The 24,278-nt window shown below is 46.5% G+C and carries 22 protein-coding genes and 1 pseudogene; 9 read left to right on the forward strand and 14 right to left on the reverse strand.

What is annotated here, in order from left to right; all coding sequences use genetic code 11:
* Nucleotides 1-32: 32 nt before the first annotated feature.
* The 4 genes and pseudogenes from ACP4IT_RS01970 to ACP4IT_RS01985 all read left to right on the forward strand — a co-directional run bounded on the left by ACP4IT_RS01970 (nucleotide 33) and on the right by ACP4IT_RS01985 (nucleotide 4,345).
* Nucleotides 33-1,748, forward strand: a pseudogene (locus tag ACP4IT_RS01970) (MFS transporter).
* 6 nt (nucleotides 1,749-1,754) lie between these two features.
* Nucleotides 1,755-2,726 (forward strand): cation diffusion facilitator family transporter, encoded by a 972-nt coding sequence (locus ACP4IT_RS01975; RefSeq protein WP_041815081.1) that lies wholly within the window; start codon nucleotides 1,755-1,757, stop codon nucleotides 2,724-2,726.
* 185 nt (nucleotides 2,727-2,911) lie between these two features.
* A complete protein-coding gene (locus ACP4IT_RS01980) occupies nucleotides 2,912-3,367 on the forward strand; it encodes a universal stress protein (protein WP_021742399.1) in 456 nt (151 codons plus the stop codon).
* Nucleotides 3,368-3,457: 90 nt separating this feature from the next.
* The gene (locus ACP4IT_RS01985; protein ID WP_051053359.1) at nucleotides 3,458-4,345 is read left to right on the forward strand and encodes an RluA family pseudouridine synthase; all 888 of its coding nucleotides are present in this window, start codon (nucleotides 3,458-3,460) and stop codon (nucleotides 4,343-4,345) included.
* A 230-nt stretch (nucleotides 4,346-4,575) separates the two neighbouring features.
* On the opposite strand, the gene ACP4IT_RS01990 is transcribed toward ACP4IT_RS01985, so the two are convergent.
* From ACP4IT_RS01990 to ACP4IT_RS02010, 5 genes are all read right to left on the reverse strand, one after another.
* Nucleotides 4,576-5,316 carry a glucose 1-dehydrogenase gene (locus ACP4IT_RS01990; protein ID WP_011666970.1) on the reverse strand — a complete coding sequence of 247 codons (741 nt, stop codon included), beginning with the start codon at nucleotides 5,314-5,316 and terminating at the stop codon, nucleotides 4,576-4,578.
* A gap of 542 nt (nucleotides 5,317-5,858) precedes the next feature.
* A complete protein-coding gene (locus ACP4IT_RS01995) occupies nucleotides 5,859-7,190 on the reverse strand; it encodes a hypothetical protein (RefSeq protein ID WP_011666969.1) in 1,332 nt (443 codons plus the stop codon).
* On the reverse strand, nucleotides 7,177-8,511 hold the full coding sequence (locus ACP4IT_RS02000; RefSeq protein WP_011666968.1) for a GHKL domain-containing protein: 1,335 nt from the start codon (nucleotides 8,509-8,511) through the stop codon (nucleotides 7,177-7,179). Before ACP4IT_RS02000 ends, ACP4IT_RS01995 begins: the two co-directional genes overlap by 14 nt.
* A gap of 14 nt (nucleotides 8,512-8,525) precedes the next feature.
* Nucleotides 8,526-9,281 (reverse strand): response regulator transcription factor, encoded by a 756-nt coding sequence (locus ACP4IT_RS02005; RefSeq protein WP_011666967.1) that lies wholly within the window; start codon nucleotides 9,279-9,281, stop codon nucleotides 8,526-8,528.
* Between the two features lie 505 nt (nucleotides 9,282-9,786).
* A complete protein-coding gene (locus ACP4IT_RS02010) occupies nucleotides 9,787-10,209 on the reverse strand; it encodes a hypothetical protein (RefSeq protein ID WP_011666966.1) in 423 nt (140 codons plus the stop codon).
* A gap of 73 nt (nucleotides 10,210-10,282) precedes the next feature.
* On the opposite strand from ACP4IT_RS02010, the gene greA reads away from it, so the two are divergent.
* Nucleotides 10,283-10,765, forward strand: a complete 483-nt coding sequence (greA, locus tag ACP4IT_RS02015) for a transcription elongation factor GreA (protein ID WP_011666965.1) — start codon at nucleotides 10,283-10,285, stop codon at nucleotides 10,763-10,765.
* 71 nt (nucleotides 10,766-10,836) lie between these two features.
* Here greA and ACP4IT_RS02020 read toward each other — a convergent pair whose 3' ends face one another.
* On the reverse strand, nucleotides 10,837-11,508 hold the full coding sequence (locus tag ACP4IT_RS02020; RefSeq protein WP_011666964.1) for a matrixin family metalloprotease: 672 nt from the start codon (nucleotides 11,506-11,508) through the stop codon (nucleotides 10,837-10,839).
* A 122-nt stretch (nucleotides 11,509-11,630) separates the two neighbouring features.
* Nucleotides 11,631-12,356 carry a GntR family transcriptional regulator gene (locus ACP4IT_RS02025; protein WP_011666963.1) on the reverse strand — a complete coding sequence of 242 codons (726 nt, stop codon included), beginning with the start codon at nucleotides 12,354-12,356 and terminating at the stop codon, nucleotides 11,631-11,633.
* A gap of 144 nt (nucleotides 12,357-12,500) precedes the next feature.
* Between ACP4IT_RS02025 and ybaK the strand changes: the two genes are divergently transcribed.
* Nucleotides 12,501-13,004, forward strand: a complete 504-nt coding sequence (ybaK, locus tag ACP4IT_RS02030; protein WP_011666962.1) for a Cys-tRNA(Pro) deacylase — start codon at nucleotides 12,501-12,503, stop codon at nucleotides 13,002-13,004.
* A 3-nt stretch (nucleotides 13,005-13,007) separates the two neighbouring features.
* A complete protein-coding gene (locus tag ACP4IT_RS02035) occupies nucleotides 13,008-13,811 on the forward strand; it encodes a hypothetical protein (protein ID WP_011666961.1) in 804 nt (267 codons plus the stop codon).
* Nucleotides 13,812-13,866: 55 nt separating this feature from the next.
* Here ACP4IT_RS02035 and ACP4IT_RS02040 read toward each other — a convergent pair whose 3' ends face one another.
* Nucleotides 13,867-14,289 carry a DUF5776 domain-containing protein gene (locus ACP4IT_RS02040; RefSeq protein WP_024855263.1) on the reverse strand — a complete coding sequence of 141 codons (423 nt, stop codon included), beginning with the start codon at nucleotides 14,287-14,289 and terminating at the stop codon, nucleotides 13,867-13,869.
* A gap of 24 nt (nucleotides 14,290-14,313) precedes the next feature.
* Here ACP4IT_RS02040 and ACP4IT_RS02045 point away from each other — a divergent pair, with 24 nt between their 5' ends.
* Complete coding sequence (locus ACP4IT_RS02045) at nucleotides 14,314-14,736, forward strand: DUF3278 domain-containing protein (RefSeq protein WP_011666960.1); 423 nt, start codon at nucleotides 14,314-14,316, stop codon at nucleotides 14,734-14,736.
* A gap of 187 nt (nucleotides 14,737-14,923) precedes the next feature.
* Here ACP4IT_RS02045 and ACP4IT_RS02050 read toward each other — a convergent pair whose 3' ends face one another.
* Complete coding sequence (locus ACP4IT_RS02050; RefSeq protein WP_015473084.1) at nucleotides 14,924-16,339, reverse strand: MFS transporter; 1,416 nt, start codon at nucleotides 16,337-16,339, stop codon at nucleotides 14,924-14,926.
* A 221-nt stretch (nucleotides 16,340-16,560) separates the two neighbouring features.
* On the opposite strand from ACP4IT_RS02050, the gene ACP4IT_RS02055 reads away from it, so the two are divergent.
* Entirely contained in the window at nucleotides 16,561-16,743 is a 183-nt protein-coding gene (locus tag ACP4IT_RS02055; protein ID WP_011666958.1) for a hypothetical protein, read from the forward strand.
* 70 nt (nucleotides 16,744-16,813) lie between these two features.
* Here the strand turns inward: ACP4IT_RS02055 and ACP4IT_RS02060 are convergent, their stop codons facing one another.
* From ACP4IT_RS02060 to ACP4IT_RS02080, 5 genes are all read right to left on the reverse strand, one after another.
* Complete coding sequence (locus ACP4IT_RS02060) at nucleotides 16,814-18,055, reverse strand: hypothetical protein (protein WP_156646247.1); 1,242 nt, start codon at nucleotides 18,053-18,055, stop codon at nucleotides 16,814-16,816.
* 311 nt (nucleotides 18,056-18,366) lie between these two features.
* Nucleotides 18,367-19,827 (reverse strand): glucuronate isomerase, encoded by a 1,461-nt coding sequence (gene uxaC / locus ACP4IT_RS02065; RefSeq protein ID WP_011666956.1) that lies wholly within the window; start codon nucleotides 19,825-19,827, stop codon nucleotides 18,367-18,369.
* Between the two features lie 38 nt (nucleotides 19,828-19,865).
* Entirely contained in the window at nucleotides 19,866-21,446 is a 1,581-nt protein-coding gene (locus tag ACP4IT_RS02070) for a tagaturonate epimerase family protein (RefSeq protein ID WP_011666955.1), read from the reverse strand.
* Between the two features lie 55 nt (nucleotides 21,447-21,501).
* Nucleotides 21,502-22,980, reverse strand: a complete 1,479-nt coding sequence (locus ACP4IT_RS02075) for a glycoside-pentoside-hexuronide (GPH):cation symporter (RefSeq protein ID WP_011666954.1) — start codon at nucleotides 22,978-22,980, stop codon at nucleotides 21,502-21,504.
* Nucleotides 22,981-23,215: 235 nt separating this feature from the next.
* Nucleotides 23,216-24,223, reverse strand: a complete 1,008-nt coding sequence (locus tag ACP4IT_RS02080) for a LacI family DNA-binding transcriptional regulator (protein ID WP_011666953.1) — start codon at nucleotides 24,221-24,223, stop codon at nucleotides 23,216-23,218.
* Nucleotides 24,224-24,278: the final 55 nt, after the last annotated feature.

Consider the following 24,278-nt stretch of genomic DNA (forward strand, 5'->3'; position numbering starts at 1 on the left):
ACACTATCCCCACACAAAGGGAGGTCCTTCATATGACTCATTCACGTAGAATCTTACTCACAATGACCATTGGGATTTCTATCTGTATTCTGGACACCACCGTTATGAGTATCGCTTTACCCGCAATGCAAAGTGGCCTACACACTGATCTAGCCCACCTCTCCTGGGCGCTAAATATCTATACGATTCTCTTCGCTTGCCTCACAATCCCGTTGGGACGGATTGCCGATATTTATGGCCGTGAACGCCTCTACTTAGTCGGCTTAAGTCTATTTTTCCTTGGCTCCATTGCCTCTGGCCTGGCCCCCACCGTGGGCTTCTTAATCGCTGGCCGTGCCCTGCAAAGTGTCGGTGCCGCAATTGTTTTTCCGGCTAGTATGACCATCGGCATTCAAAGCACGTCGCTGGCAAGCCGCACGCAGGCCATCGCCCTTTTAGGGGTCACCCAAGGATTGGCCGCCGCCTTTGGCCCCACTATCGGTGGGGTGCTAACCCAATATTTCGGCTGGCGAACCATCTTTTTAATCAACCTACCGTTAGCCCTAGCAGCGCTCGGGCTGTGCCTACACCTCCTCGACTGGCATCACACCGGCGGTCAGCACGAAACGCTGGATATCCCCGGCGCTCTCACCTCAATGCTGGCACTTTTTAGCCTGTCACTGTTATTAATCAAAGGCAATGGTTGGGGGTGAACCAGCTGGCGGATCATCGGCCTGATAGGCACCTGTGGATTGGCTTTAGCTCTCTTCCTCGTGATTGAAAGTCACGTTGCTCAACCGATGATGCCACTCGCATTATTTAAGGATCAGCAGTTTAATGGGGCTGCAATCGTTACGGTGGCTGCGGGCATTTTCTTTGTTGCCTTAATGGTCATCTTGCCCAGCTTCTTCACCAAGATTCAGGGAGCAACAGAGCTACAGGCGGCCCTAATGATTACCCCCGCTTCCCTCATGCTCTTCATCTGCTCACCAATTAGTGGCTTTCTCTTAAGTAAGGTCGGGCCACGAGCCGTCATTGCCACCGGTTGTTTAGCTATTCTGAGTGGCTACATCACACTTAGCCTTAGCAATCCCGCCGTTTATTGGCAGGTCAGCATCGCCCTCATGCTGTCCGGTGCGGGGTATGGCGTCATTATCGGGCCAGTGACCGTGCTAGCTGCCGGCGACTTCTCTGGCAAGCTCCTAACCGCCTCACAAAGCGTTATTGGTGTTTTCCGCCAAATTGGCACCTCGTTAGCCGTCGCCATTTTCGTTTCCGCCCTATCTGCCAATATTTCTACCGCTAAAATCACCGTGTCTCACCATGCCGAACAGGCCGTGGCCGCGTTAACCATTCCGGCTAAGGCCAAACGAGACACCCTAAAAACGGTCAATCACCAACTGGCTACTGAACGCGTCAGCGCACCATCACCGACCACCTTTATCAGCACTCACGCAACCCAGCAGCTCATTCAAGGCCATTACCAAGCCGCTCTACAACAGGCACACGCGCTGCAAGCACCCGCACCAATCAAGCACCAAATTCACGCCCAAGTTAGCCGCCGTGTCAGCCAACAAGTCCGTCAGGCAAACCGGGCACTCACCCACACCGTGCGCGGGATTCATCGGGATGCCAAACGCCAACTAACGCGGGCCTTTATCCGCCCGTACCAACTAGCGATTCCCTTTGCCGGTCTCATGTTAAGCGTCCTCTTCCTTTTTAAATCACGACGCCGTTATCACCGTCAACTAGCTACCAGAACGGAGTGAGGGTTGATGAATCCACTACAAAAAAACACTTGGGAAACTATCCAGCAAACGACCGTTACCGATCTACGGGTTGCCCGGCAACACCTGTGGCTTAATGTTGGCACCTATCTTGGGCTTTTTGTCATCGAACTTAGTTGTGCCCAGCTAGCCCATTCACAAGTTCTGCGAGCGGATGCGTTTAACAATCTCTCGGGAATTTTCTCCACCAGCTTGCTGATGACTGGCCTTTACATGGCCGCTAAAACTCACGACAACGATCTGTGGGGCGCCCCTATTGCGCCCAGTGAACAGCTGGCTATGAGTCCGCGAATTCAACAATCCCGGTTTCGCTTCGAAACCCTTTACACCTTAGTGGCTGGCTTAGTCATGGTGGAGATTGCCGGCAACATTATTTACCAAGCGACTCGGGCGTTATTTTCTCCCACAACGCCAGTACTACAATCGCGGATTGCTGGCATTGGTGCTGGACTTTCAACGTTTATCCTCCTCTTATTGTGGCTAGCCAATTGGCATTGGGCCCATCGTTTAGCTAACACCGCTTTAGTTGCCGCCGCCCAAGATTCTTGGACCGATGCATTAACCAGCGGCGTTACCGTTCTCACCGTTGTCAGTGTCACAACACTGCACCTTCCCTGGCTCGACAGTAACATGAGTATGTTACTGGGTGGCTATATTCTTTATACCGGCATCCAGATTTTTCGAAAAAATGGTCTCGACCTCGTCGACTACTTCGATCCAACCTTGGAGCAGCGTTATCGCCAGGTCATCGACCACTTACCAGCTGTCAAAGCCGTGGTTTTCCTCAAAGCGTATCACGATGGTAACCTCATTATGGTTAGCGTCACCGTTGCCGTGAAACCAACGATGACTGCCGCTGAAATCTTCCAACTGACGCAACAAGTTGATACCCTCATGAAGCAAACCTTCAATGTGGCCGCCACTGCTCTAATGGTCATCCCCAGTGACCAACTGCCGTGAGGCGCCACCAGTCGTGCTTCCCAATTAATCGGTAATATTTTTGTAATTCTTCAATGCCCTAAATCACGGGGTTTTCATGCTCTTTCACTACATTTTTTCAGAATTAAGTGCTTACACTCTACGGAATAAATGATATAGTAAGGGTAAAGTCTTAACCATTGACTCGTGAAGGGGTGGCATTCCATATGTTACAACAATATAAGAATATTCTGGTTCCCGTTGACGGTTCCAAAGCAACGCAACCGGTTTTAGAAAAAGCAATCGAAGTTGCTAAACGCAACAAAACGCATCTAGATATTTTAAACGTGTTGGAAGTTAACCAATTTAGCGATACCTATGGTGGTGCCGTTAGCGGTGACGTCATTTACAAGCTTTCTCAAGACGTTCAAGATCGCCTTGATGCCCTCAAGCAACAAGCAATCAACGCCGGGGTAACGGACGTCAGCATTCACGTTCGGTTTGGTAATCCGAAACCCGTAATTGCGCGTGAATTCCCAGCCGATCACAAGTCCGAATTAATTGTGATTGGATCAACTGGATTAACTGCCGTTGAACGTTTGATGGTTGGTTCTGTGACCAACTACGTTAGCCGTTCTGCAATTTGCGATGTTTTGATTGTTAAGCCAGAAGCTACCAAATAACGAATAAGTACGTTAAGGCCGGGACCAGCTCCCGGCCTTATTTTATGCTCACACGGCTTCATATTGACCCATGTAAAAGGAGGTGCCGCCGTGCACTGGACTTATACGCAGCAACTGCCAGCCACTTATATAGCTACGCCCTTACGACAACAACTCATCGATTGGCGGCTCCCCAGTCACCTGATTCACGATCTTCGTATTCATCAGCGCGTGCTCGTCAATGGAGCTTATCGTTCAATGAATCAGATCGTCTATGGTGGTGACACCGTGCAATTGACCTTTTTACCCACTGACTTTAAAGAGCCTTTCCCCAACGTAGATCCTGATAGTGCCGCCACAGTAGCTGTCTTGTATGAGTCAGCTGACTTGTTAGTCATCAATAAAACACGTGGCAGTAAAACGCACCCTAACCAACCGGGAGAACGGGGAACCACCTTGAATCACGTGGCGGCTTATTTGGGACCTAATCAACCGGGACCTTATATTCTCAGTCGTTTAGACCAAGAAACGACGGGGGCCTTGCTCATGACCAAGACCCCCGCTGTCGTGCCCATCATGATTCGACACATTGCCGATAAGCAAGTGCAGCGCATCTATCTGGCTTGGGTCCACGGTCACTTGACTGGTGACGGCATCTTTACGGATCCCATCGGTCGCGACCCACTGGATAAACGTAAACGCCAGGTTAATGGTGACCATGCGCAACCGGCGGTAACTCACTACCACGTTTGCGATCACCGTGAACAAGCCACGCTCATTCAGCTTCGCTTAGAGACGGGCCGGACCCATCAGCTACGGGTGCACTTAGCCGCTGCGGGCCATCCGCTGATTGGTGATCCTTTATACGGCCCAGCGACCGACACCAATCGCTTACGGTTACACTGCTGGCAACTCACCTTTCCACAACCATTTGCCGTTAATGATATCCGCACAACCGTCACTGCACCCGTACCAGATGATTTTGACCAATTCAGTTAGTACTTAAACGTCGAAATACAGCCGATGTCGTCGTTTAGCCAACGTGTCACTAAAAACCTGTTACACTAATTCTAGAAGTTTGGGGGGATTGCATGCAACATCGACAGAAAGTTGCGCTCATTATTCTGATCGGGTTACTCGCTATCTTGTTAATCTGGGGAACGCTTAACCTAATTAAATAGTTAAAGGCGCGAGAGATTAGTCCCGCGCCTTTTGGATTGCTATTTATATTATTGTGCCGTATAACCACCATCAACCACGAACTCCGCACCGGTTGAGAAGGAGGATTCATCGGAGGCCAAGTAGACTGCCATGTTAGCAACTTCACTGGCTTCACCCAACCGGCCAACCGGGTGCAAGGCTTCTAGTTGCTGCCGCATTTCAGGATAAGCATCGACCATTGGTGTGTGAATATATCCTGGATGAATCGAGTTAACTCGGATCGGGTAGTGTTGTTCCGCACAGTATAACGCTGCCGATTTATTCAGCATGCGGACGCCACCCTTAGCGGCGTTGTAGGCGAAGAGATTTGAAATACCGATTAATCCCGCGATCGATGACAAATTAATAATTGAGCCACCATTGTCTTTCATATGCGCAATCGCGTGCTTAACACCATACATGACACCGTCCAGATCAACCGCTAAAACCTTGTGCCAGCTATCCTCGGTCACTTCTTCGGCATTGTTAAAGCTTAAAATCCCCGCATTGTTCATCAAGACATTCACGGGACCAAAAGCCTTCTCGGCGGCCTCAAAAACGGGTTCCCATTGGGCTTCATCCGCAACATTTTGCTTCACAAAAATAGCATTGTCTTGGCCAATTTCCGTTAATGCTGCTGCGCTATTACGCTCATCAACATCCGTGATGACCACCTTCGCGCCTTCCTGAACAAAAGCCTTAGCCGTTGCTAAGCCAATTCCCTTAACACCACCAGTAACAATTGCGACTTTACCATCTAAACGTGCCATGAGTCATTTCCCCTTTTCCAAAATGAAATTTGGTTGTTCGGAACAAGTACAGACACCAGTGAATCTACTCTTAGTCTAGTCGTTTGTTCGCAATTGTGCAAGCGCTTACATCTCAACCTGTCATAAAAATTATCAACCCCTCTGGAACCACAAAAAAACCGGAGTAACCACTCTCCGGTTCCCACTAGCATCATTAGAGTTGCAACATAATCACAGTTTGTAGTCAGGATAACGCTGTCACTCAAATCAGCTTCATCTCAATATGTAGGTATTGAGCTATTCAAATCACTTTTAGTTAATTAAAACTAATCGTGCCGTGAAGATCATTCTAATGAGAAAAACTTCACAAAATCAAGAACCCGTAAAACCACAAAATTTTCCGGCTTCTCTGAAAGATTGATTGGTATTACAATTATCAGTATATCAGACGGCCGTAGAAATGCAAGCGTTTTCAGAACTTTAATTTGTTCACTGACCTTATGTTCATTAAGCACCTGCTAAGGCTTACTTTGTGAAACTTTCAGAACATTATTTCAGGCAAATTAGCCCTCACTTTTGGGTAATGCAACCATCAATTGTCCCCAATGAAGTTTCAATTGCAGTGTTGCGGTAGCTTTAGCCGGTAAATTTTTATGAACATAAGAAAAATCTAATGTCCCCTGGCTGGCCGTTACCCGACTATGCCCATCCAAACGAGCATCCTTGGGAATTGGAAAGGTCAATAACCAGCGAAGCTGTTTTGCCGTTTCCCGCAGCTCAAACGTCACCAATGCCGGTTGTTGGCGGCTGAGAACCGGTAACAAAGGTGGCAGCGTCACATCCACCAATTGTCCTATCTTCTTAATCGTCGTGACGGTGGCAGTTAGTGGTTCTGGCACTTGAACAAATAGCTGGACTCCGGCACGTTGGGCTAAGAGATAGTTATGATACAACTGAAGACGTAATCCGGCACTTGGAACATTTTCTAAATCTTCAACCGTTAAATCAGCCGCATCACTAGTTTGCCATCCTGAACGAATGTCAATATAAAGTTGGCGAAATCCTTCGTAATCGTGATCATCTAGATACCCACCTAAACCCAACAACATATTTTGATAGTCGTGTTGAAACTTACGAACTACACCCATTTGCCGATTCAATTCGGTCGCGTATTGTTCTCTAAAGGCTTGTTGCTGTGCTTGTAGTTGCATATGTTGCGCCTGTAAGTGTGTCTGCATGAGCATATAGGTACTCAGCGACAGACCTATCACTAAAGTCCCCGCAATACCACCTAAGAAGAAAAGGTACTGGGCTGAATTCTCCAATGATTGTAACGAGTATTCAAATAGAATATAGACCGTCGCCAATGCTGACATAAAGCCTAGAAATAGATATTCTGTTGAGCGTCCTAACATTGATTGGATGAGATTCTCCATCGGCGCACGCGTTAGCCACAGACCGGAAGCTGCTAACGCAAAAATAACATTGTTAATCACCAGCTCAACTAACGTTCCCCACAAGCTCGTGGCAAATATCAAACCAGTCAGCCAAATCATCAGTGCCAATACCATTAGGTCTACAAACTCAACTAACAAATAAGCTAAGATTGACACCTCAATAAATGCTGGCAAATATTCCGTTTGCTGCCGAATCCCTATCAAAAAGAACTCTAACCCCAACAGAAGGATAACCGGTAACGCACCTAACAGGGCACCGCTAAACGTAAACGGATTCACTAAATCCACGGTCGTATAGCCAATGGCGACCAAGAAACAGAATAACGAGAGATGCTTGAAAACTACTAATTCAGAGAACCAATAATATTGAAAATAAATGAACCAGTAGACCATCGACAGATCGGCCAAAGCAAAACTCAACGTACTAACCGCTATCACGCAATTCACCTCCGGACTTCAGTAGAATTATCGTAAAATATAATTGATCATGTTTTAAAGCCAGTTGTAGTGCTGCACCTGGCGTTTGACCAATGATCTCTTGAACAATTCGCAGACCCTGACCATGACCAGTCCCCTTAGTCGTATACCCAGCGGCCATGATGTGAGCCAATTGTGGTGGGTTCTTCATGGATACCGGGTTTGCGACTGCCAATTCGACTGCGTCTGGATAGTCCAGAATCGCGCAGTGAATTTCTCGTCGCTGACCAACTCCCCCAGCTTCAATAGCGTTGTCTAGGAGAATCCCCATCACCCGCAGCAATTGGACGCTATTCATGGGCACGTACTGAATTAAATCTGGAATCTCCAACCGCAAAATTAGCCCCTGTCCTTGGGCCGTCAGCAATTTTTGAAATAATAGACTCTTCAATGATGGATCATGCAGTCGTTGTAACCCCGCCGCCTCTAGACCTGCCAACTGACTTGTTGTCTGCCATTGTGAATTTAACGTTTGATAATAAGTGGCTAATCCCACGTAGTCCTCAGCATCTAAATAATCCCCTAATTTAAGCATTTGTTGTTGATATCGTTGCTTAAATAAACGAATAGCTTTTACTTGATCGGAAATCCGTTGATCATAACGTGTTCGTAATAAGGCCTCTTGGTATTGGGTCTGTACGCGTTGACGATGAAAGAAACTTTGTAAGAAAACAAATAAACTGGCACTAATCGAAAGAATCATGACCAATTCAATACTCAAATCAAACGTTAGCATGGCATGTGAAACCACGAGGTGATGAATCACCACCGAAGAAAGCCGTGCCAACGTTGCCAGACTAACCAATAACGCCATTACTGTCCACTGCTCTTTGCGACTAAGGGCTAATATTTCCAGATTTCCTGGCTGCAACCGCATTCCCGAAACCGCCACAGAAAACAATGTATAGACGATAATCTGGAAAACCAAACTTAACGTAATCACTGGCATGGATTGACTGACACTCCAGCCAAAAATTTCAATAGCTACCGCCCGAACTACATCGTTAACCATCACAACGACCAAAAAGACCACGATTGTCGCATTCACAAAAATCAGCGTCAATCGTGGTTGGTGATGAATTAGGTACAACAAGGCACTGATCGGCGGTAACAATAGCGCCCACGACTGACCAATCACTGCCGGGATCAAGGCCCATCCCATCCACTTCAAAGGCAACTTCCAGTTCTGAGGTCGAATCACGCCAACCCATAGGGTGATAAACCACTGCATGGTCATTGCTAATACAAAATTTATCCAAAAATGCGGACCCAGTATTTGCATATTTTGTCACCTTCTTAGGCCTTTAAATGCTTTTGTACTAATGTCTTAACTTCATGAAACCGCCGAGTTGCCACATCCGTTTTATCACCATTGGGGAAAATCAAGCGCCGTTCATCGGCATCAATTCCCACCACATTATCCAAATTCGCTAAAAAGCTCTTGTCCGTACGATATAACTCTGTATACTGATCCGCAATATCCTTTAAGAATCCCGGGAACTCGACCAGTTGGCTCGCTGCATGAACAATGACCTTGTGGGGTGTTTCGGCTGTTTCCACGAAGTACACGTCACCCATGGGCAAACTAAATTTTCGACCACCAATCATATAACTGAAGAGATTTTCAGTATTACCCAGATAGTTGGTATACCGTTCATAGCCATAATCAATATTCTCTCGTAACTTTTGATAAATCTGTTCGGGACCTAGGTCTTTCACCACAAAGTCCATCGGCTCAACCTTGCGCTCAAAGGTGAGTAATGCCATCTCAGAGTGCGTTGTCACAAAAACAATTTCCGCAAAACCTAACTGCTGGCGAATCCGAATAGCTGTTTCCAATCCCGTCAGATGCTCTGCCGGAAACTCAATATCTAAGAAAAACAAGGCATATTCAGGCGGATTACGCGTTAAATCTGCCAACAAGGCCTTCGGACTCGGCGTTGCTAATCTGACTTGCATATCATAATCATTGATCATAATGTAACGCTGAACCACCCGCGTGTACTGTTTTAATTGTTCGGGATTATCCTCACAAAGATAGACAGCTAGCAAAGCTTATCACACCCTTTTACCATGTCCGTTAACATCTGTCTCCACTAATGTAACCTGAAATTCATCAGTTTGCAAACGTTTGCTCGTGCTTTTCCCACCGAAAAAAAGGAACTACCCCCCATGGTAGCTCCCCTTTCTAAGCAAATCCTGAACCTTACTACCGGCTAAATTAGCACTCCCCCAAGTTCTAACTAGTCAAACTCCCTCGGATCGTCCAATAACCATCGTTCACTCTTTGGACATTGGTAACACCGAACACACCGGTTACCCACACAGCTTATCGTTCAATCAGACCGCTTATGTTGATTAGAGAATCATCAGGGGCCATCCGCCAATCTGGCTTGTGTATACTCGCACACACACTAACCGATTGACTAGCGAAATCAGTTATCGAAGAACTGATCCCCTTTCAACTGTCACTACTTTAACATGGAATCCCCACACTAAATAATAACTGGCACAAACGTCTATTTTTAGACGATAATGCCGAGAAAAACAGCACAATTTAATTGTGCCGTAACGAATATGTTAGAAATCCGCCTAAGATCAGTGGGCCCACAAATATCAGCACCACATCAATTATCCCGCGCCAGTACCAGGCTAATGCTGTCTTTGGCGCAGCCGCTAGCCGCGGCTCACGGGCCTTGGGGGTCATCTTTTCATAGATCGAGGCGGTCTTATCAGCAGCCCGTTGCGCCCGGGTCCGACGCCGGATTGTGGGGGCCTGCAGATCTCGGTTATCCTCTAAAATGACCCATTTTGCCAACGGAAAACATAGCCAACACAAGGCAAACCACCAATCGGCCATCGTCCAGCCTGGTAACAGCCGCCATTGCGTATAGTTCAGATGGCCTAAGCCAGCAATTACTAAAACGACCACCAAACCGATACCAGCCTGTTTCAACCAATACTGCCAGGTTATTTTCATAGTGGAGACTCCTTTTCTTTTACAATCGAGTTCGTTAAAATGAGTTTAATCGTCACTGATTAGGGAGGATATTATGCCAAATTCACGCGATTTCAATCCAATTACTGCAGCTGGTTACCAAGACCTTCAAGCTAAAATTGCTGCGCTCGAAGCTGACCGACCAGAAAAAATTGCCATTTTAGCCGAAGCCCGAGCCCACGGCGACTTGTCGGAAAACGCCGAATATTCAGCCGCTAAACGGGATTTACGTCACTTAGAAAGCCAATTACGCTTTTACACCAAACAACTCCAATACGCCAAGGTGGTAGCGCCCAGTAACTCCGATGTGGTTGACCTAGGTAAATGGGTCACCGTAACATTCCTGGACGACCATGAACAAGCCACCTATCAACTAGTAGGGACACAAGAAGCCGACCTAGCGGCTGGTAAGATCACTCGCGTGTCACCATTGGGTAAGGCCTTACTCGGCCACCACCCCGGTGATACGGTCACTATTTCAGCGCCGCACGCCAATTACCGGGTCAAAATTAATCAAGTCCAGTTAACCTTAAAATGAGAATAGCCTTAGTATACCATTAAAGAAACGCGTCTGGGGCCGTTGTCCCAGGCGCGTTATCTGCAATTAGTTTATTGATAAATCAATTTCAAACTGGCAATATCTCCATTTGATAATTGGGTTTTCCCACGCGTCACCGGGTACATGACCGACGACCGGGATTTACTGTGGTCCAGTCCCAAAGCGTGTCCCAGCTCATGAATGGCCACCGCGTCACTATAGGCCTGCGAGTAATCACCATTAAGGCTGGCCACTGCATGATTAACACTCTTGGTCCCCCAGTCAGTCGTGGTTTGAATAATTTCTGGACCACCATGTCCCAACTCAACGAATTTAGATTGACGGGGCATCTGCTTGTGGTAAACGGAGAAGGTAATCTGATTGTGATTCCCCCAGCTACTGCCAGTCACCAAGTGGACTACCCCCGTTTGATTATAGACTTCTACGGCATCACTAAAGGCCTGTTTACCGTCAGCATTCAACTGGTCACTAAACCGATAGTGGTACGTTTTATCCAAGCTCACGCCCCGCACAATACTTTCTACGGGCGTAGCATTCTTGGGTACCTCGAACGAATGAGCGTGCGTAACCACTTGTCCTTGTGGCGTCATCAAACCAGAAATTCGGTTCCGCGCTTGGTCAATTGTGGCCGTTAGTTGTGGAAACTGACCGCTACGGTACCCCAACCCAATCATTAACAGACCACCTAACAGAACTAGCAAAACTCCCCGACCCCAACGCATGATGATTCCCCCTATTTTTTAACCGCTTAACTATTTATTATTTATATCACAACTCCTGTTTGAATCATAGGGTTAATTTAAAGGGATGACCGGCAATTTGCCTGATCATCCCTTTCTCACGTCTATTCTTCATCTAAAGAGACAAACGTGTTATAGTTCAAATATTGGTAATGGAGGCGCATGTTTGACACTTCAAAGGGGGTCCCATCATCGAGGAAGAAGACCCCTTCCATGATGCCCACCGGTTCGACCGGCTTTAGATGTAACAAGGTCTGATCCTCTGCCGTCGAGGGCTGCGCTTGAATTGACATGAAAGACTTGGTAACGACCTTTCCCTGACTCTCCAAATAGTTAAAAATGGAGCCAGAGACTGTGGCCTTCGATAAATTCGGCGCAATCTTAATGGGAATGTACCCCGTCTCAATCATGAACGGCTGATCATTAAACGTCCGTAGCCGCTTGATTTCATAAACGAAATCGCCATCTTCCAAAAAAAGATCCTGTTGAATTTCTTTACTGGCTGGAACCACGTCAAACTGTAGCAATTGAATGCCTGGCGTCTTGCCAGCAGACTTCATACTATCCGTGATTCCCAAATTTGAGCCCTCATATTGAAAAATTGTTTGGTTTTTCATATATAATGGGTTAATGAAGGTACCGGACCCTCGTTTTTTAAAAATAATCCCTTGATTGGCAAGCACACTCAAGGCGCGCTTCACCGAGCTGCGACTAACCCCGTAGGCTTCGCTCAGACTACGTTCATCTGGCAAACGCTTATTGGGAAATTCATTTTGATGAATGCGTTGCTTCAAGTCGCGCATCACTTGTCGATAGACTAAATCTGCCATGGTATCTCCTCATACTCTTTCAACTTGACGTGTCACTGTCTAAGAGTATAGCAGGTTTTACGTGTGGTGTCTGCATTTCTCTAAAAGCAACCGGTCCAGCTATTTTTAAAGTGCGGTCCAATCTATATATGAAAGGTGACCAACATGGCTAAGAAAAAGAAAGGCAAGCGGCTCCATAAGACCCTTGTCGAACAGATTCTCGATAAAAATAAGATTCCTTACAAGCAATACGAATTTGCTACCCACACAAAAGGTGACGTCGCCCAGATGGAGGTCGATCACGACCAAGTAGACGAACACCACATTTATAAGACCCTAGTTCTCAGTGGTCCCACCACCGGCCCCGTCGTCGGTGTACTCCCAATTGATGAGCATCTCGATGAAAAGAAGCTCGCCAAGGTCTCCGGCAACAAGAAGGTTGATATGGTCCCCCTCAAGGACCTCGTCAAGACGACTGGCTATGAGCATGGGGCCAACACCCCCGTTGGCATTTGGGAAAAGAACCACTTCCCCATCTACTTCGACAATTCAGCTCAGGAACAGGGACAAATCTTGGTATCCTCCGGTCAAATTGGCCGTTCCGTAGAACTCGATGCTACCGAATTGGCAACGCTCGTTCACGGTACATTTACGGATCTACTGGAGTAACGGATGAATACTGACTTAGGTCTGATTTTTAAAAATCTCGGCATCGTGGGATTAGACGTTATTGTGATTCCGTTTATCTTTATTACCGTCCTAACCTACCTCAACCGGGATACCAAACGGTTCTTAGCTAACGGCTTTGGCCTCAACAGTGAACTATATCTGGGCTTTCTCGGCATCTTCTTTCACGAGCTAAGCCACCTCGTAACAGCGCTAGTCTTCGGCCATCGCATCGACCGAGTCCGCTTGCTCAAGCGCCTCCATCCCGACCAACCCGGCTTTGACGGTCAACCCGATCTCGCACTGGGTTACGTCAATCACTCATGGAATCAGCGAAATTGGTACCAAACCACCGGTAATTTATTCATCGGCATTGCGCCAATTTTTGGTTGTGCGGCCGTGCTACTGGGGCTAACGGCTGTGCTGGTTCCCAGTCTATTTCAAGGGATGCTGACACTGGTTGCCAACCCCTTTGCACTTGACTGGGTCGGATTTCGTCAAGCACTCGGTGGTGATACTCATGCCGGTTTACGGTGGACCCTGATGTTGGTTTTATCGCTAAATATTAGCGTTGGCGGCTTTGATCTGAGTACCGCTGACTTTGCTAACTCACGGATTGGCTTCATTGGTTTTGTTACACTGGTTACGATCCTAACGGTTGGCTTAACCATGCTTAACCACGTGGCGGCATTTCTTAAAATCGTTACGGCGGCCATGATCCTACTCGCTGTTGTCTTGAGTTATGCGTTACTGGTCTCACTGATCACCAACCTTCTAGTCCGATTAGCCTTACAGATTAAAGATCATTAGCACGCAAAAAACAGGCCATTAAACGCTGACAGTTTAATGGCCTGTTTAAGTTATGCTATTTCGTTTTTACGAACGTTTTGTTGGCGGTAATGTAATGGCCATTGGTTAATTGATAACGATTGACCAAACCATTGCGAACAATTATCCGCCGAATTTTTAACACTTTTCCTTTGGGAATCTTATAAGATCGGCCCGTCAGATTCTGATGCTGATAGCCCCTAATACCTGAGCGAGCAATCACGCGAACTTGACGGCTGTGTGGTCGGCCTTGGTAATACAGATTTGTCACTAACCGTGGATTACCAGAAATATACCCGCCAGCAACTTTGTATCGCTTAACGCCCGTCAGGCGATTACTCGTGTTACGTGAATAATCTGTGTAGCTAACTTTGAAGATGGCCCGCTGTTTACGTTGATAATGACGGTTCTTTTTATCCAGATTAACCGTTTGATAGCGATTCAAAGCGCCTTTAGCCATAACGTACTTCGGAGAGGAATGACCATGACTAACCAAGAAAGTCTTTGGGATAAAATTGTGAAACACTTTTACAGAATTTCGGGGAATTTTGATGAGTATAAACGTCAAGAAGTTAATCGGATCGGGAACAATGCCTTCATGATTTCCTGGCCGATCTTGCTCATCGCACCAGTGGTTGCCTGTTTTTGGGCAGAAAGTTCGCCGGAAAATGCCTTGCTGGGGCTAATCTTAACGAACTTTTTTTACTTCACATTAGTGGTCTTGCCCTATATCGCTTGGGCCAGCCGTCAAGCAGGCTTAGCCACCCACGAAATCAGCTATCAGGATCGGCACGCAGCCTACCGGCATATCTTTTGGGTGTCGGTGGGACAGGCGCTATACTTTTTCATTCTGGAATCTTTAATGATAGCTCTAATCGACACGGTCTTTGATGGCACTAACTTTTGACACGACCTAATGTCCATGCACCAGCTCACCAAAACAGGCCTTGCCAGCATCTTCTTTGGTGCCGCCATGGGGCTGGTTTCCGTATCCCGACTTAAAAAGTATTAACCACAAATAAGGGTTCAGAACCATTTGTCCTGAACCCTTATTTATGGTGATCACTTTTCCAAAACGTTTACCCAAAGACAAGTTACTTATCCGTCGTTTGATACCGAAAAACAATCGTATAGAGAATAAAGTTCAACAGGCCCAAGACTAAGATTAAACCAAATGCCAGTTGACTCCCCACCGCCGTTTCATGGGCATAAGACATTTGCCCATTCTTAACCGACGACATCAAGGCCGCTAAAATGGTTGTCCCCAGTGATCCCGCAAATTGCTGCCCCGTGTTATAAATCGCATTGGCATCCGCACGTTGCTGGATGGTCACTTCTTTTAACCCGTTCGTCATGGTGTTACTAAATGCCATCGAGCGACCAATACTAAAGACAATGTACAGTACCGCGATAATGATCACACTCAGGTGCTGGCCCATCAGCGTAAAACCAAGCGCCGCCAGCACAAATAGACTGTTTCCCAACAAAATGGGAAGCCGAGCACCATGGGCGTCTAGCAAATGGCCAAACCACGGCTGGCAAACCGCTGTAATTAAGCTTCCTGGTAGCAGCATTAAACCACCAATCAGTGAGCCAGCGCCCACCACGATTTGCGCGTAATTCGGTAAGGCAAAGTTGATCCCTATATTACAAAATTGCAGACTCACATACGCAAAGAAACTGTAGGTGAAAACCGGATTTTTAAATATTTCCAGTTTCAATAGTGGTTGCGCACTCCGTTTGGCAACTTGCACATAGCTCAGAATGGCAACGATGGCTAAGAGTACCCCCCCTAGGAACTGCCAACTCAGCCAGCCGGCCGTACTCAGACTATTGACACCTAACATACAGCTAATAAAGGCCACCGCCAGCAGGCCAAATTGTTTCCAATCAAAGCGGACCGGTCGGACGTCACTAACTTGACGAATCGCCCCATACCCCAAAATTAGAATCAATGCTTCAATCGGTAACGTAGACCAAAAGATCCAACGCCAACTACCGAGGGCCACCATTACCCCGCCAAAAGTTGGACCACTAGCGGGGGCAATCATCAAAATCAGTCCGGCCATCCCCATATAAAAACCTAATCGGGCGCGGGGAACCGTCTCTAAGACCACGTTAAACATCAACGGAATGGCAATCCCGGCACATCCCGCCTGGACAATCCGCCCCAATAATAAGATCCAAAAGTTAGGTGCGAACGCACAAATCAGGTCGCCCAGAATAAATAAAGAGGCCCCCACCACAAAGAGTTGTCGGTTTTTAAACTGCTGATGCAAGAAGGCCGAGGTAATCATCAGTAAGGCTACCGTTAACAAATATCCCGTCGTAATCCACTGCACGAGATTTAAAGAGACGTGCATCGTCTTCATTAACGTGGGGAAGGTCACATTCATCGAGGTTTCGACGAGAATCCCCACAAAGGCCATCAAGGCAACGGCAAAAATTGCCACCAGTTCCTTACTAGTGACTTTGGTTGAATTAGACAAAACAAGTCGCTTCCTTTTCATTCATTTTCATCGAAATTATAATCGCTTCTCTATTTATCATACGCATCTTTTTCCGCCAAGTCAGGCCCTAAATTGGACTTTTTCACATGCGAAAGCGGTTAATCAAAACTTTTTTAACTGAAACCCTTTCCAATTGTTTTCATATTCTTGACTTATTTTTCTGAAAGCCTTACGATGTTCACGTGAACAAATCAAGAGAGCAGAAAAGGGGATTATCAAATATGCGTGTATTCAAAACTGTTGTTGCTATCGTTGCTGTTGTTGCTGTTTTAGGTTCTGGTGCTTTTGCCACTAAGGCTTGGGCTGATTCCAGTGCCGCAACCACGAGTCAAGTTAACCACAACCACTCCCTTTCAACGACTTACAAGGAATTGGTTCAAAAGCAAATCGAACCACTACAATAAATGAAAGCTACTGAAAGGCCCCACCGTCACGACTAATGACGAAGGGGCTTTTTTTAGACTGCCATACTTTTTACAAAACAACCGCGTCAGTGGTGCTCTGGGCAACGAAGGCTATGATCTGAGCAACCATAGCGGTCGTCACTACGCGACCGAACTGAACTTCGTCGTCTGTTCCAATCATATTGAATCCAAGTGACAGTTCACCTTTAAATGTGCTGCAAGCCACTTGGAACATGGGGGCCGTCCGAAATGAGCCGGTTAACAGACACTGGGTCACTGGTAACTGGTCAAAGACTAATCGCTGATCGTCGATAACCCCAAAATTTGTGTAACCAATCTCGCGCACGTGATAGTTGGCTTCAACAATCTGTTGAAGTTCATGAATTCCCAGCGTTTGGTATTGGGCCATCAGTGACCGAACCGAATCCAAGAATTGATCTCGCTGTTTCAACTGCGTCATTTCCGTATGCATCTTCTGCACTGCTGTTCCAATGGGTTCATCACTAGCCGATGTTACCACCGGATTATACCGAGCCGTATGGTTAGCAATCCTTAAATCGTGATTATTCTTGATGGCTTGCCGCATATCAGTTGGACATGCGATCGCCAAGGTTGTATTTCCCTGATTGTAGGCCTGAATGGTCTTACCAAAAGTGGCTAACAAAACATCATTGACCGTCACGCCCTGTTCATGAGTGGCTGCCATCAAGTCCCGCGTTAACTGTTGGGAAAGCCGTAAACCGCTAACTTGAGGCCGTTGCTGTTCTGTCGAAGCCGCTGCTAACTTAGGTAATTGCAACGGTTGGGCGGGGTGATCCACATTCCCCGTTTGCGGTGCGGAGTGACTGGCCAACAGTTCTTTTAACCAGCTCAACTCGACCACATTTTTCACACCCGTAATGGCTACTGGGCCACGATTATAGCAATCGCTTAAGAGATAAAGGTATTGTTTAAATCCACTCCCATCGGTCAAAATATGACTGATCGTCAACGTTAGTGTAGTTCCCGAAGATGTTGCCTGCACCTGAACTCTGAGCTGGGGTTGCGTAAACCAGTCCGGCGTATCATCTAACGGCGCATCAGCTGGCACTTCTTGTACAAGTGTTGAAGCGTCAGTGACCACTGGCTGCCAACTATTATCGGCTAGTTCGTAGCGGCAAAAGAGTTCTGGCACCACTTTAGCTGTCAAGTTAACGGCCTGAATTAACCGTGATACATCCAATTGACCGGCCGATTTCAACTGACAGCGGATGACCGGGTACAGGGCCTTTAGCCCGATCGTGTGCAAAATATTTAATGGATTATCATTCATGTGACTCACTCCTTTTCTAGCGTTTTCTCCGATTACCTCAATAGTAACCCCAATTGGGCTTCAATTGAGATGAAACTCGTTTAGTTTTAAATTGGGCAAAGAACTGGTCACCCTTTGGTCGCGGTAAATGAGCTGGAACATACCGGACACGACTTTAAGCCCAACACTTGTGGGTTTCAAGGATCGAAGGCGCGCCTCCAAGACTCGCATGAGACCCGCGTCTGGAAGGCGCAGCATTTTTAATCCAAAAAAGGTATCGTCCAACCAAGCTCACCGGCTGTGGCTAGACAATGCCTTCATGCAATCACCAATTAAGCCTTGGCGGTCGTCTTAAATAATTCGTCCGGTGTCTTGTCTGGGAAGAAACCGAAGAACTTATAAGCATTGTTGTAAGAAATATCTTGAACAATTTGACCCAACGCTGCTTCATCGTTTGGTACACGCCCTTGTTCGGCTAACTTACCGTAGAAGTTGCAAAGCACCCGACGGAAGTATTCGTGACGTGGGTAAGACAGGAAGCTTCGAGAATCTGTCAACATCCCAACAAAGTTTGGTAACAAGCTTTCTTGTGCGAAGATTCGTAACTGGTTGTCCATACCTTCAGCAGTATCATTGAACCACCAACCGGCACCCAATTGTAACCGTTGTTGGCCGCCTTCTTGGAAGGCTCCCATCATCGTTGCCAATTGCATCCAGTCATTATCATTCAAGGAGTAGAAGATACTCTTTGGAATATCGTTACTGCTACGCATCTTGGTGTACAGCTTTTGCAGTTCACCCGCGATGTCTGGTTGGGTCCCAACGGCATCGTAACCCGTATCAGCACCTAACTTGTCAAACATTGGCCGGTTCAAGTCCCGGATGGAGTTCACGTGGAACTGCATGGTCCAATCGAATTCCTTGTTTAACTTCATCAGGTTTTCCAATAACATCGTAATGTATTGGTCCAGTTCCTTAGGGGTTAAGTCTTCGTTGTTAACCCCCTTGTTAACGATGGCATCCAACTCACTATCTGTGGCTTCAACGAAGTGATAAGTCAACAGCGAATGGTCAGACAGCCGGCCACCCATCTCATTAAAGAAGGTAAAGCGTTGGTGCAAGGCTTTAATAATGTCCTTGAACGAACTGATTTGAACACCGGAAATATCACCTAATTCTTTCAGGTAAGCCGCAAAGCCGTCCCGATCGATTTGGATCAACTTGTCAGGCCGCATCGCTGGTAATGTCCGGAAACCATTTTCCGCTTCGTCCTTCTTGATTTCCTTGTGGTAATGCAAGTCAGACGCTGGGTCATCCGTCGTGCAAACAGCCTTGACGTTAGAGTTCTTGATTAAGTTACGTGGCTTGAAGTCTTCCGTTTGAAGTAAGGCGTTGGCCTTTTTCCAAATTTCTGGCGCAGTCTTGCGACTGAAGACTTCATCAATGTGGAAGAAGCGTTTCAATTCCAAATGGGTCCACTCGTATAGTGGGTTCCCCATGGACTTTTCAATCGTTTCAGCCCAAGCCATGAATTTATCATAGTCGTCGCCGTCACCGGTGATCAACTTCTCTGGAACACCATTGGCCCGCATCAAGCGCCACTTGTAGTGGTCACCATAAGTGCCTTCGTTTAGCCAAATTTTGGTGATGTTTTCGTAGTTCTTGTTTTCATAGATTTCTTCTGGGTTCAAATGGCAATGGAAGTCAATGATTGGCATGTTTTGTGCGTAATCGTGGAACAGCTTCTTGGCCATGTCGTTTCCGAGTAAGAAATCGTTGTCCAGCAAGTCCATTAGTCTTGTCCTCCTTAATTAATGAAGAATCATCGTGATTATTCGTTGATTTTTGGTTCGTACTTCGCTTGAACTTCTTCCTTCGTCTTGGCTAAGCCTTGGAGTAAGTCGAGATGTTCGGCGATGTGAATGTTCAGGTACTTGTCATACAAGTCTTGGTTTTCTTTCAAGATCTTGAAGAACTTATCACGGTAAACGTATTCGTAACTCTTTTGCGCATTTAAGAGTGAGCCATACATGGTGTGCAGAACCTGACGTGAGTCGTCGCCTTCCAGCAAAGTCATAACATTGCCTTCGTTAATGGTTTCTGGCTTAGGTGCCTTACCATCCGTTTGGGCATTGAAGACATAGAAGGAAGCCACATCATCCAAGTTTTCATAAGCAAACTTGTACATTTCAACCATGAACTTAGGATCAACGTGGGCAATTACCCGCAATGCTTCCAACCAGTTCGTTCCGGCAGTCTTAACGTGCCAGCCATGCTTCTTGGACAAACGACCAATGATTTCATAAACAGACAGCTTATCGGAACCAGAGTGGATACTCAACTTGTAACCAAAGTGTTCGGCGATAGCTTCGTGAACCACGTATTCGTCTTCAAAGCGCTTAACGTCACCAATGTAATCAATAGCTTTTTGGAATTCACCATAGAACTTAGGGGCCAACGTTTCTGGCGTGATGCCTTCACGGTTCAATTCATTCGCAAAGAAGTAGTGGTTAGCTGGTGTCGTTGGCACAATCGTTTCATCCATGGAGATCTCAAAGTCCAAGTTGTAAGGAACAATGAACTTGTGGTAGATAAAGATGGCATATTTAACGGCACCGAAGAAGATCAAAACAGATTCTTCCAGGTCACGCTTGGAGAAGTGAACCGCAGCATCGTCGCTGATTTGGAATGTCTTGTCTAAATAAGTTTCGTTGAAACGGTCAACCAAGTCCTTGTTTAAGGCGTTGTACTTCGCATCCAACTCTTCATCAGAGAAGTCGGCAACTTCGTTGTGGATCTTTTCAGTCGCATCCAAGGTAATCATGGTGCAACCAGCTTTAACCGCATAGTCCACTTCGTGTGGGTTCTTAACGTGGTCACCATCGTCAACCCAGCCGTCCGTATAACCTTCTTCAAAGACTGACCAGCCGGCATCTAATAAGACGTCCGTTTCGGTCCGGTTCATCAAAAGTAATTCACGAATGGATTGTTGGGCTAAGACTGGCACAATCCCACGGCCCTTGAATAAGCGTAAATGAGCGTTAGAAGCATTACCTAACCGGTCACCTAAACCAAAGGTGTACTTGTAACCATGACGAGAGGTTGGCTTGATCCAAGCAAAGCGCTTAGCTAAAGCGTGCCAGTTGGTTTCGTTTAAGTCACCAATGATCAACGTCTTGTTAGCATCTTGGATACTATCCTTAGCGTCAAATTCCTTGGCGTCATCACGATCTTCGTAGACCACTAACGTTTTAACCGTTTGCTTGTTTTGGGTTTCGTGCAAAATGAAGTAAACATTGCGCCGTTCTACTTGAATAGAAGGGGCATAAACTTCCTTGTCTGATAAGTTATCGTAGTTACCTTGTGCGTCGATAATTTCATAAACGTCTGAAACTAATTTTTGTAAATCCATCAATATTGCCTCCAATATAGTTATCTAAACCATTTTTAAGAAACATAAGACCTAATTATTTAAGGTTGCCACCAATCTTGCCGTGTTCCCAACGACCATGATCCAAATCATCAGCGACTTTAGCAAAGTTCTTGTCATCCAGTTTGTATAAGAAACCAATGACAACTGCGGCGACTAACAAACAAATTCCTGGGTACAGCGTCATCGCTGCTTTAATCCCATTCAAAGCTTCTGGTGTTTGCTTAGCGTTGGCCACGTAACCCGTTAAGGCCAAAACACCGGCACTAACCAAAGCAGCTAAGGACTGTGCTAACTTCCGTGAGAAGTTAAATGCGGCGTAGGTAATGGCCTCTTTTCGGACACCGGAACGCCATTCACCATAATCAATCGCATTAGACACCATGGCCCACGTAATCCCGTTTGGAATAGCTAGCGCTGTGTAACCAATCGTTACCAAGACAACGAATGTAATCACATTGGATGGTAAGAAGTAGTTCAAGATGTTAGCGGCGGCCCCGATAACGAAGCTCCACATTGCCGTCCGCTTTTGACCAAAGTGCTTAGTCAACGTTGGAATCATGAAGACCCCAACGATGGAGCAGCCCATCATGATAGCGTTAACAATTGGCTGCAAGCCAATATTACCTAAGTTGTATTGTGCGTAGAACACCATCATTTGGTTGTTGGTGTTCATGGCAGAAATGGTAAACAAAGTCATCAGAATCAAAGCACCCAGTGGACCGTTCTTGAAGATAACGCGGATGTAATCTTTGAAACCTTCCTTTTTGGCACTCTCACCGGTATTCCGGTGAACTTTGACGTTCTCCTTAGTCCCTAAGAAACAAACGGCAAACATCAAGACCCCGATAACCGCAAAGACAGCAGCGGCCCAGAAATACCCGTGTTCTTCCTTAACACCAGTATTCCCATTGGCAATCATTCCCATCAATGGGATAAAGGCAACCCCAGCGATGAATTGCGCGCCGACCGAACCAACTTGACGAGAAGTTGCCATGAAACTCCGGTCTTGCGAATTCCGAGACATGACGGATGCCAACGAACCATACGGGTCATTGGTAAACGAGTAAACCAGTCCCCAGATCATGTAAGCTGCATAAGCATAAATGATCTTCTGCGTTCCACTCAAGCCACTTGGCATGGTGAACGTGACCACCGTCATGATCCCTAAGATAATTGCAGAAATCATCATGACGGGTCGGAACTTACCTTGCTTCCCAATCTTCTTACGATTATCAATCACCGATCCGGCAATGGGATCCATGAAGGCATCAAAGATCTTGGTGAAAGCAAAGATTCCGGCAACAGCCCCTGCACCAATACCACAGGCGTCAATCCAGAACTTAGTCAAGTAAGCCTGACCTAAGTCAAACATGAACCCGTTCCCAAAATCACCAAAACCATAGGCGATCTTTTCACGAGTGGGGATCTGCTTAGACGAGTCATTAATCATGGCCTCATCTTGTGTACTTACGTCTGCTTCTGGATGAGGATTTGTTGCTGCATTCTCACTCATTCGAGCACCTCCTAAAATTATCAACAGCCAAATACAAAGCGGTTCCAACAGAATACACACGGTAACAAAAATAACGATATGTAACCCATCAGCATCGCTGATAAGCCGTAGAACGCCGTGAACCACCAAAACACGATGTTCTACTTAAACGCCTTAGTAAGCGCTTTCCATCTAACAATGATTATCTTATCACAAAGTTCTGCACACGTTAACATTTTTTTGCAAAAAAAAGGATTTAATTTCTTAAATCCTTCACAGAATCCCGGACAATCAAGGTTGGGACGATAATTTTTTTCGTCACTTTTTCTGCACTGTCATCCAATAATTGGGTCAAAGCCGCCACGCCATCCTTGACGATACTGTCAGTTGGTTTTCGGACAGTCGTCAATCGGGGAATCAAATATTTAGCATAACTCATGTCATCGTACCCAATAATTGAAATGTCGCCAGGAATACTATAGCCGAGGTCCTGACAAGCGCGCATGGCCCCGACCGCCATATCATCATTAGCCGCAAAGATACAAGTTGGCACCGTGGAGGCCCCTAGAATCGCCCGCATGGCCTCGTAGCCACTATCTGGTAAGTAGGTCCCCCGCTTGCGCCATTCGGGCTTAACCGTCACCTGATGCGTTCTAACGACGTCCTCAAATGCTTGCTGTCGATCGGCCGCCGAAACGAAGTCCGTTGCCCCTTGAATAATCCCAAATGTCTGATGGCCCATGCGAATGGCATATTCCAGAATCTTTTCAGTTCCCAAGTAGTCATTAGTCGCAAAGTTGGGAACATCTTGGCGATCAATCTCACGGTTTAGCACCACCACCGGCAATCCTTGTTTGATCAGCATCTCAATGAACGCATCATCGTGCCGCGACTGACTAACCACAATGGCACCATCGTATTGATGACGAGAGATACCACTACTTTTGCTCAAAGATTCAATACTATCTAATGACAACGAATAACCTGCTGGCAAAGCCACTTTGGCCCGGTTAATCACGTCTACCAAGAAACTCGGTGACGTCCCCGTATCTAGTTCCGAAAAAAAGATCCCAATTAAAAACGACCGGTTTTCAACCAAGCCCTTAGCATTTAAATTCGGAACATAGCCCAATTCATCCGCTAATTGTCTAATCTTGCGTTTCGTTTCTTCTTTCACCAATGGACTATCGTTGAGTGCACGCGAAACCGTTGTGTGTGAAACGTTGGCGCGCTGTGCAATCGTACGAATCGTTACTTCCGTCATCTCGTCTCCCCCTCTTAGGATACCCGCATATTTTAGTTGTTATAGAATAGACCTT

The sequence above is a fragment of the Levilactobacillus sp. LN180102 genome (assembly GCF_050106635.1).
GTDB classification, from domain to species: Bacteria; Bacillota; Bacilli; order Lactobacillales; family Lactobacillaceae; genus Levilactobacillus; species Levilactobacillus brevis.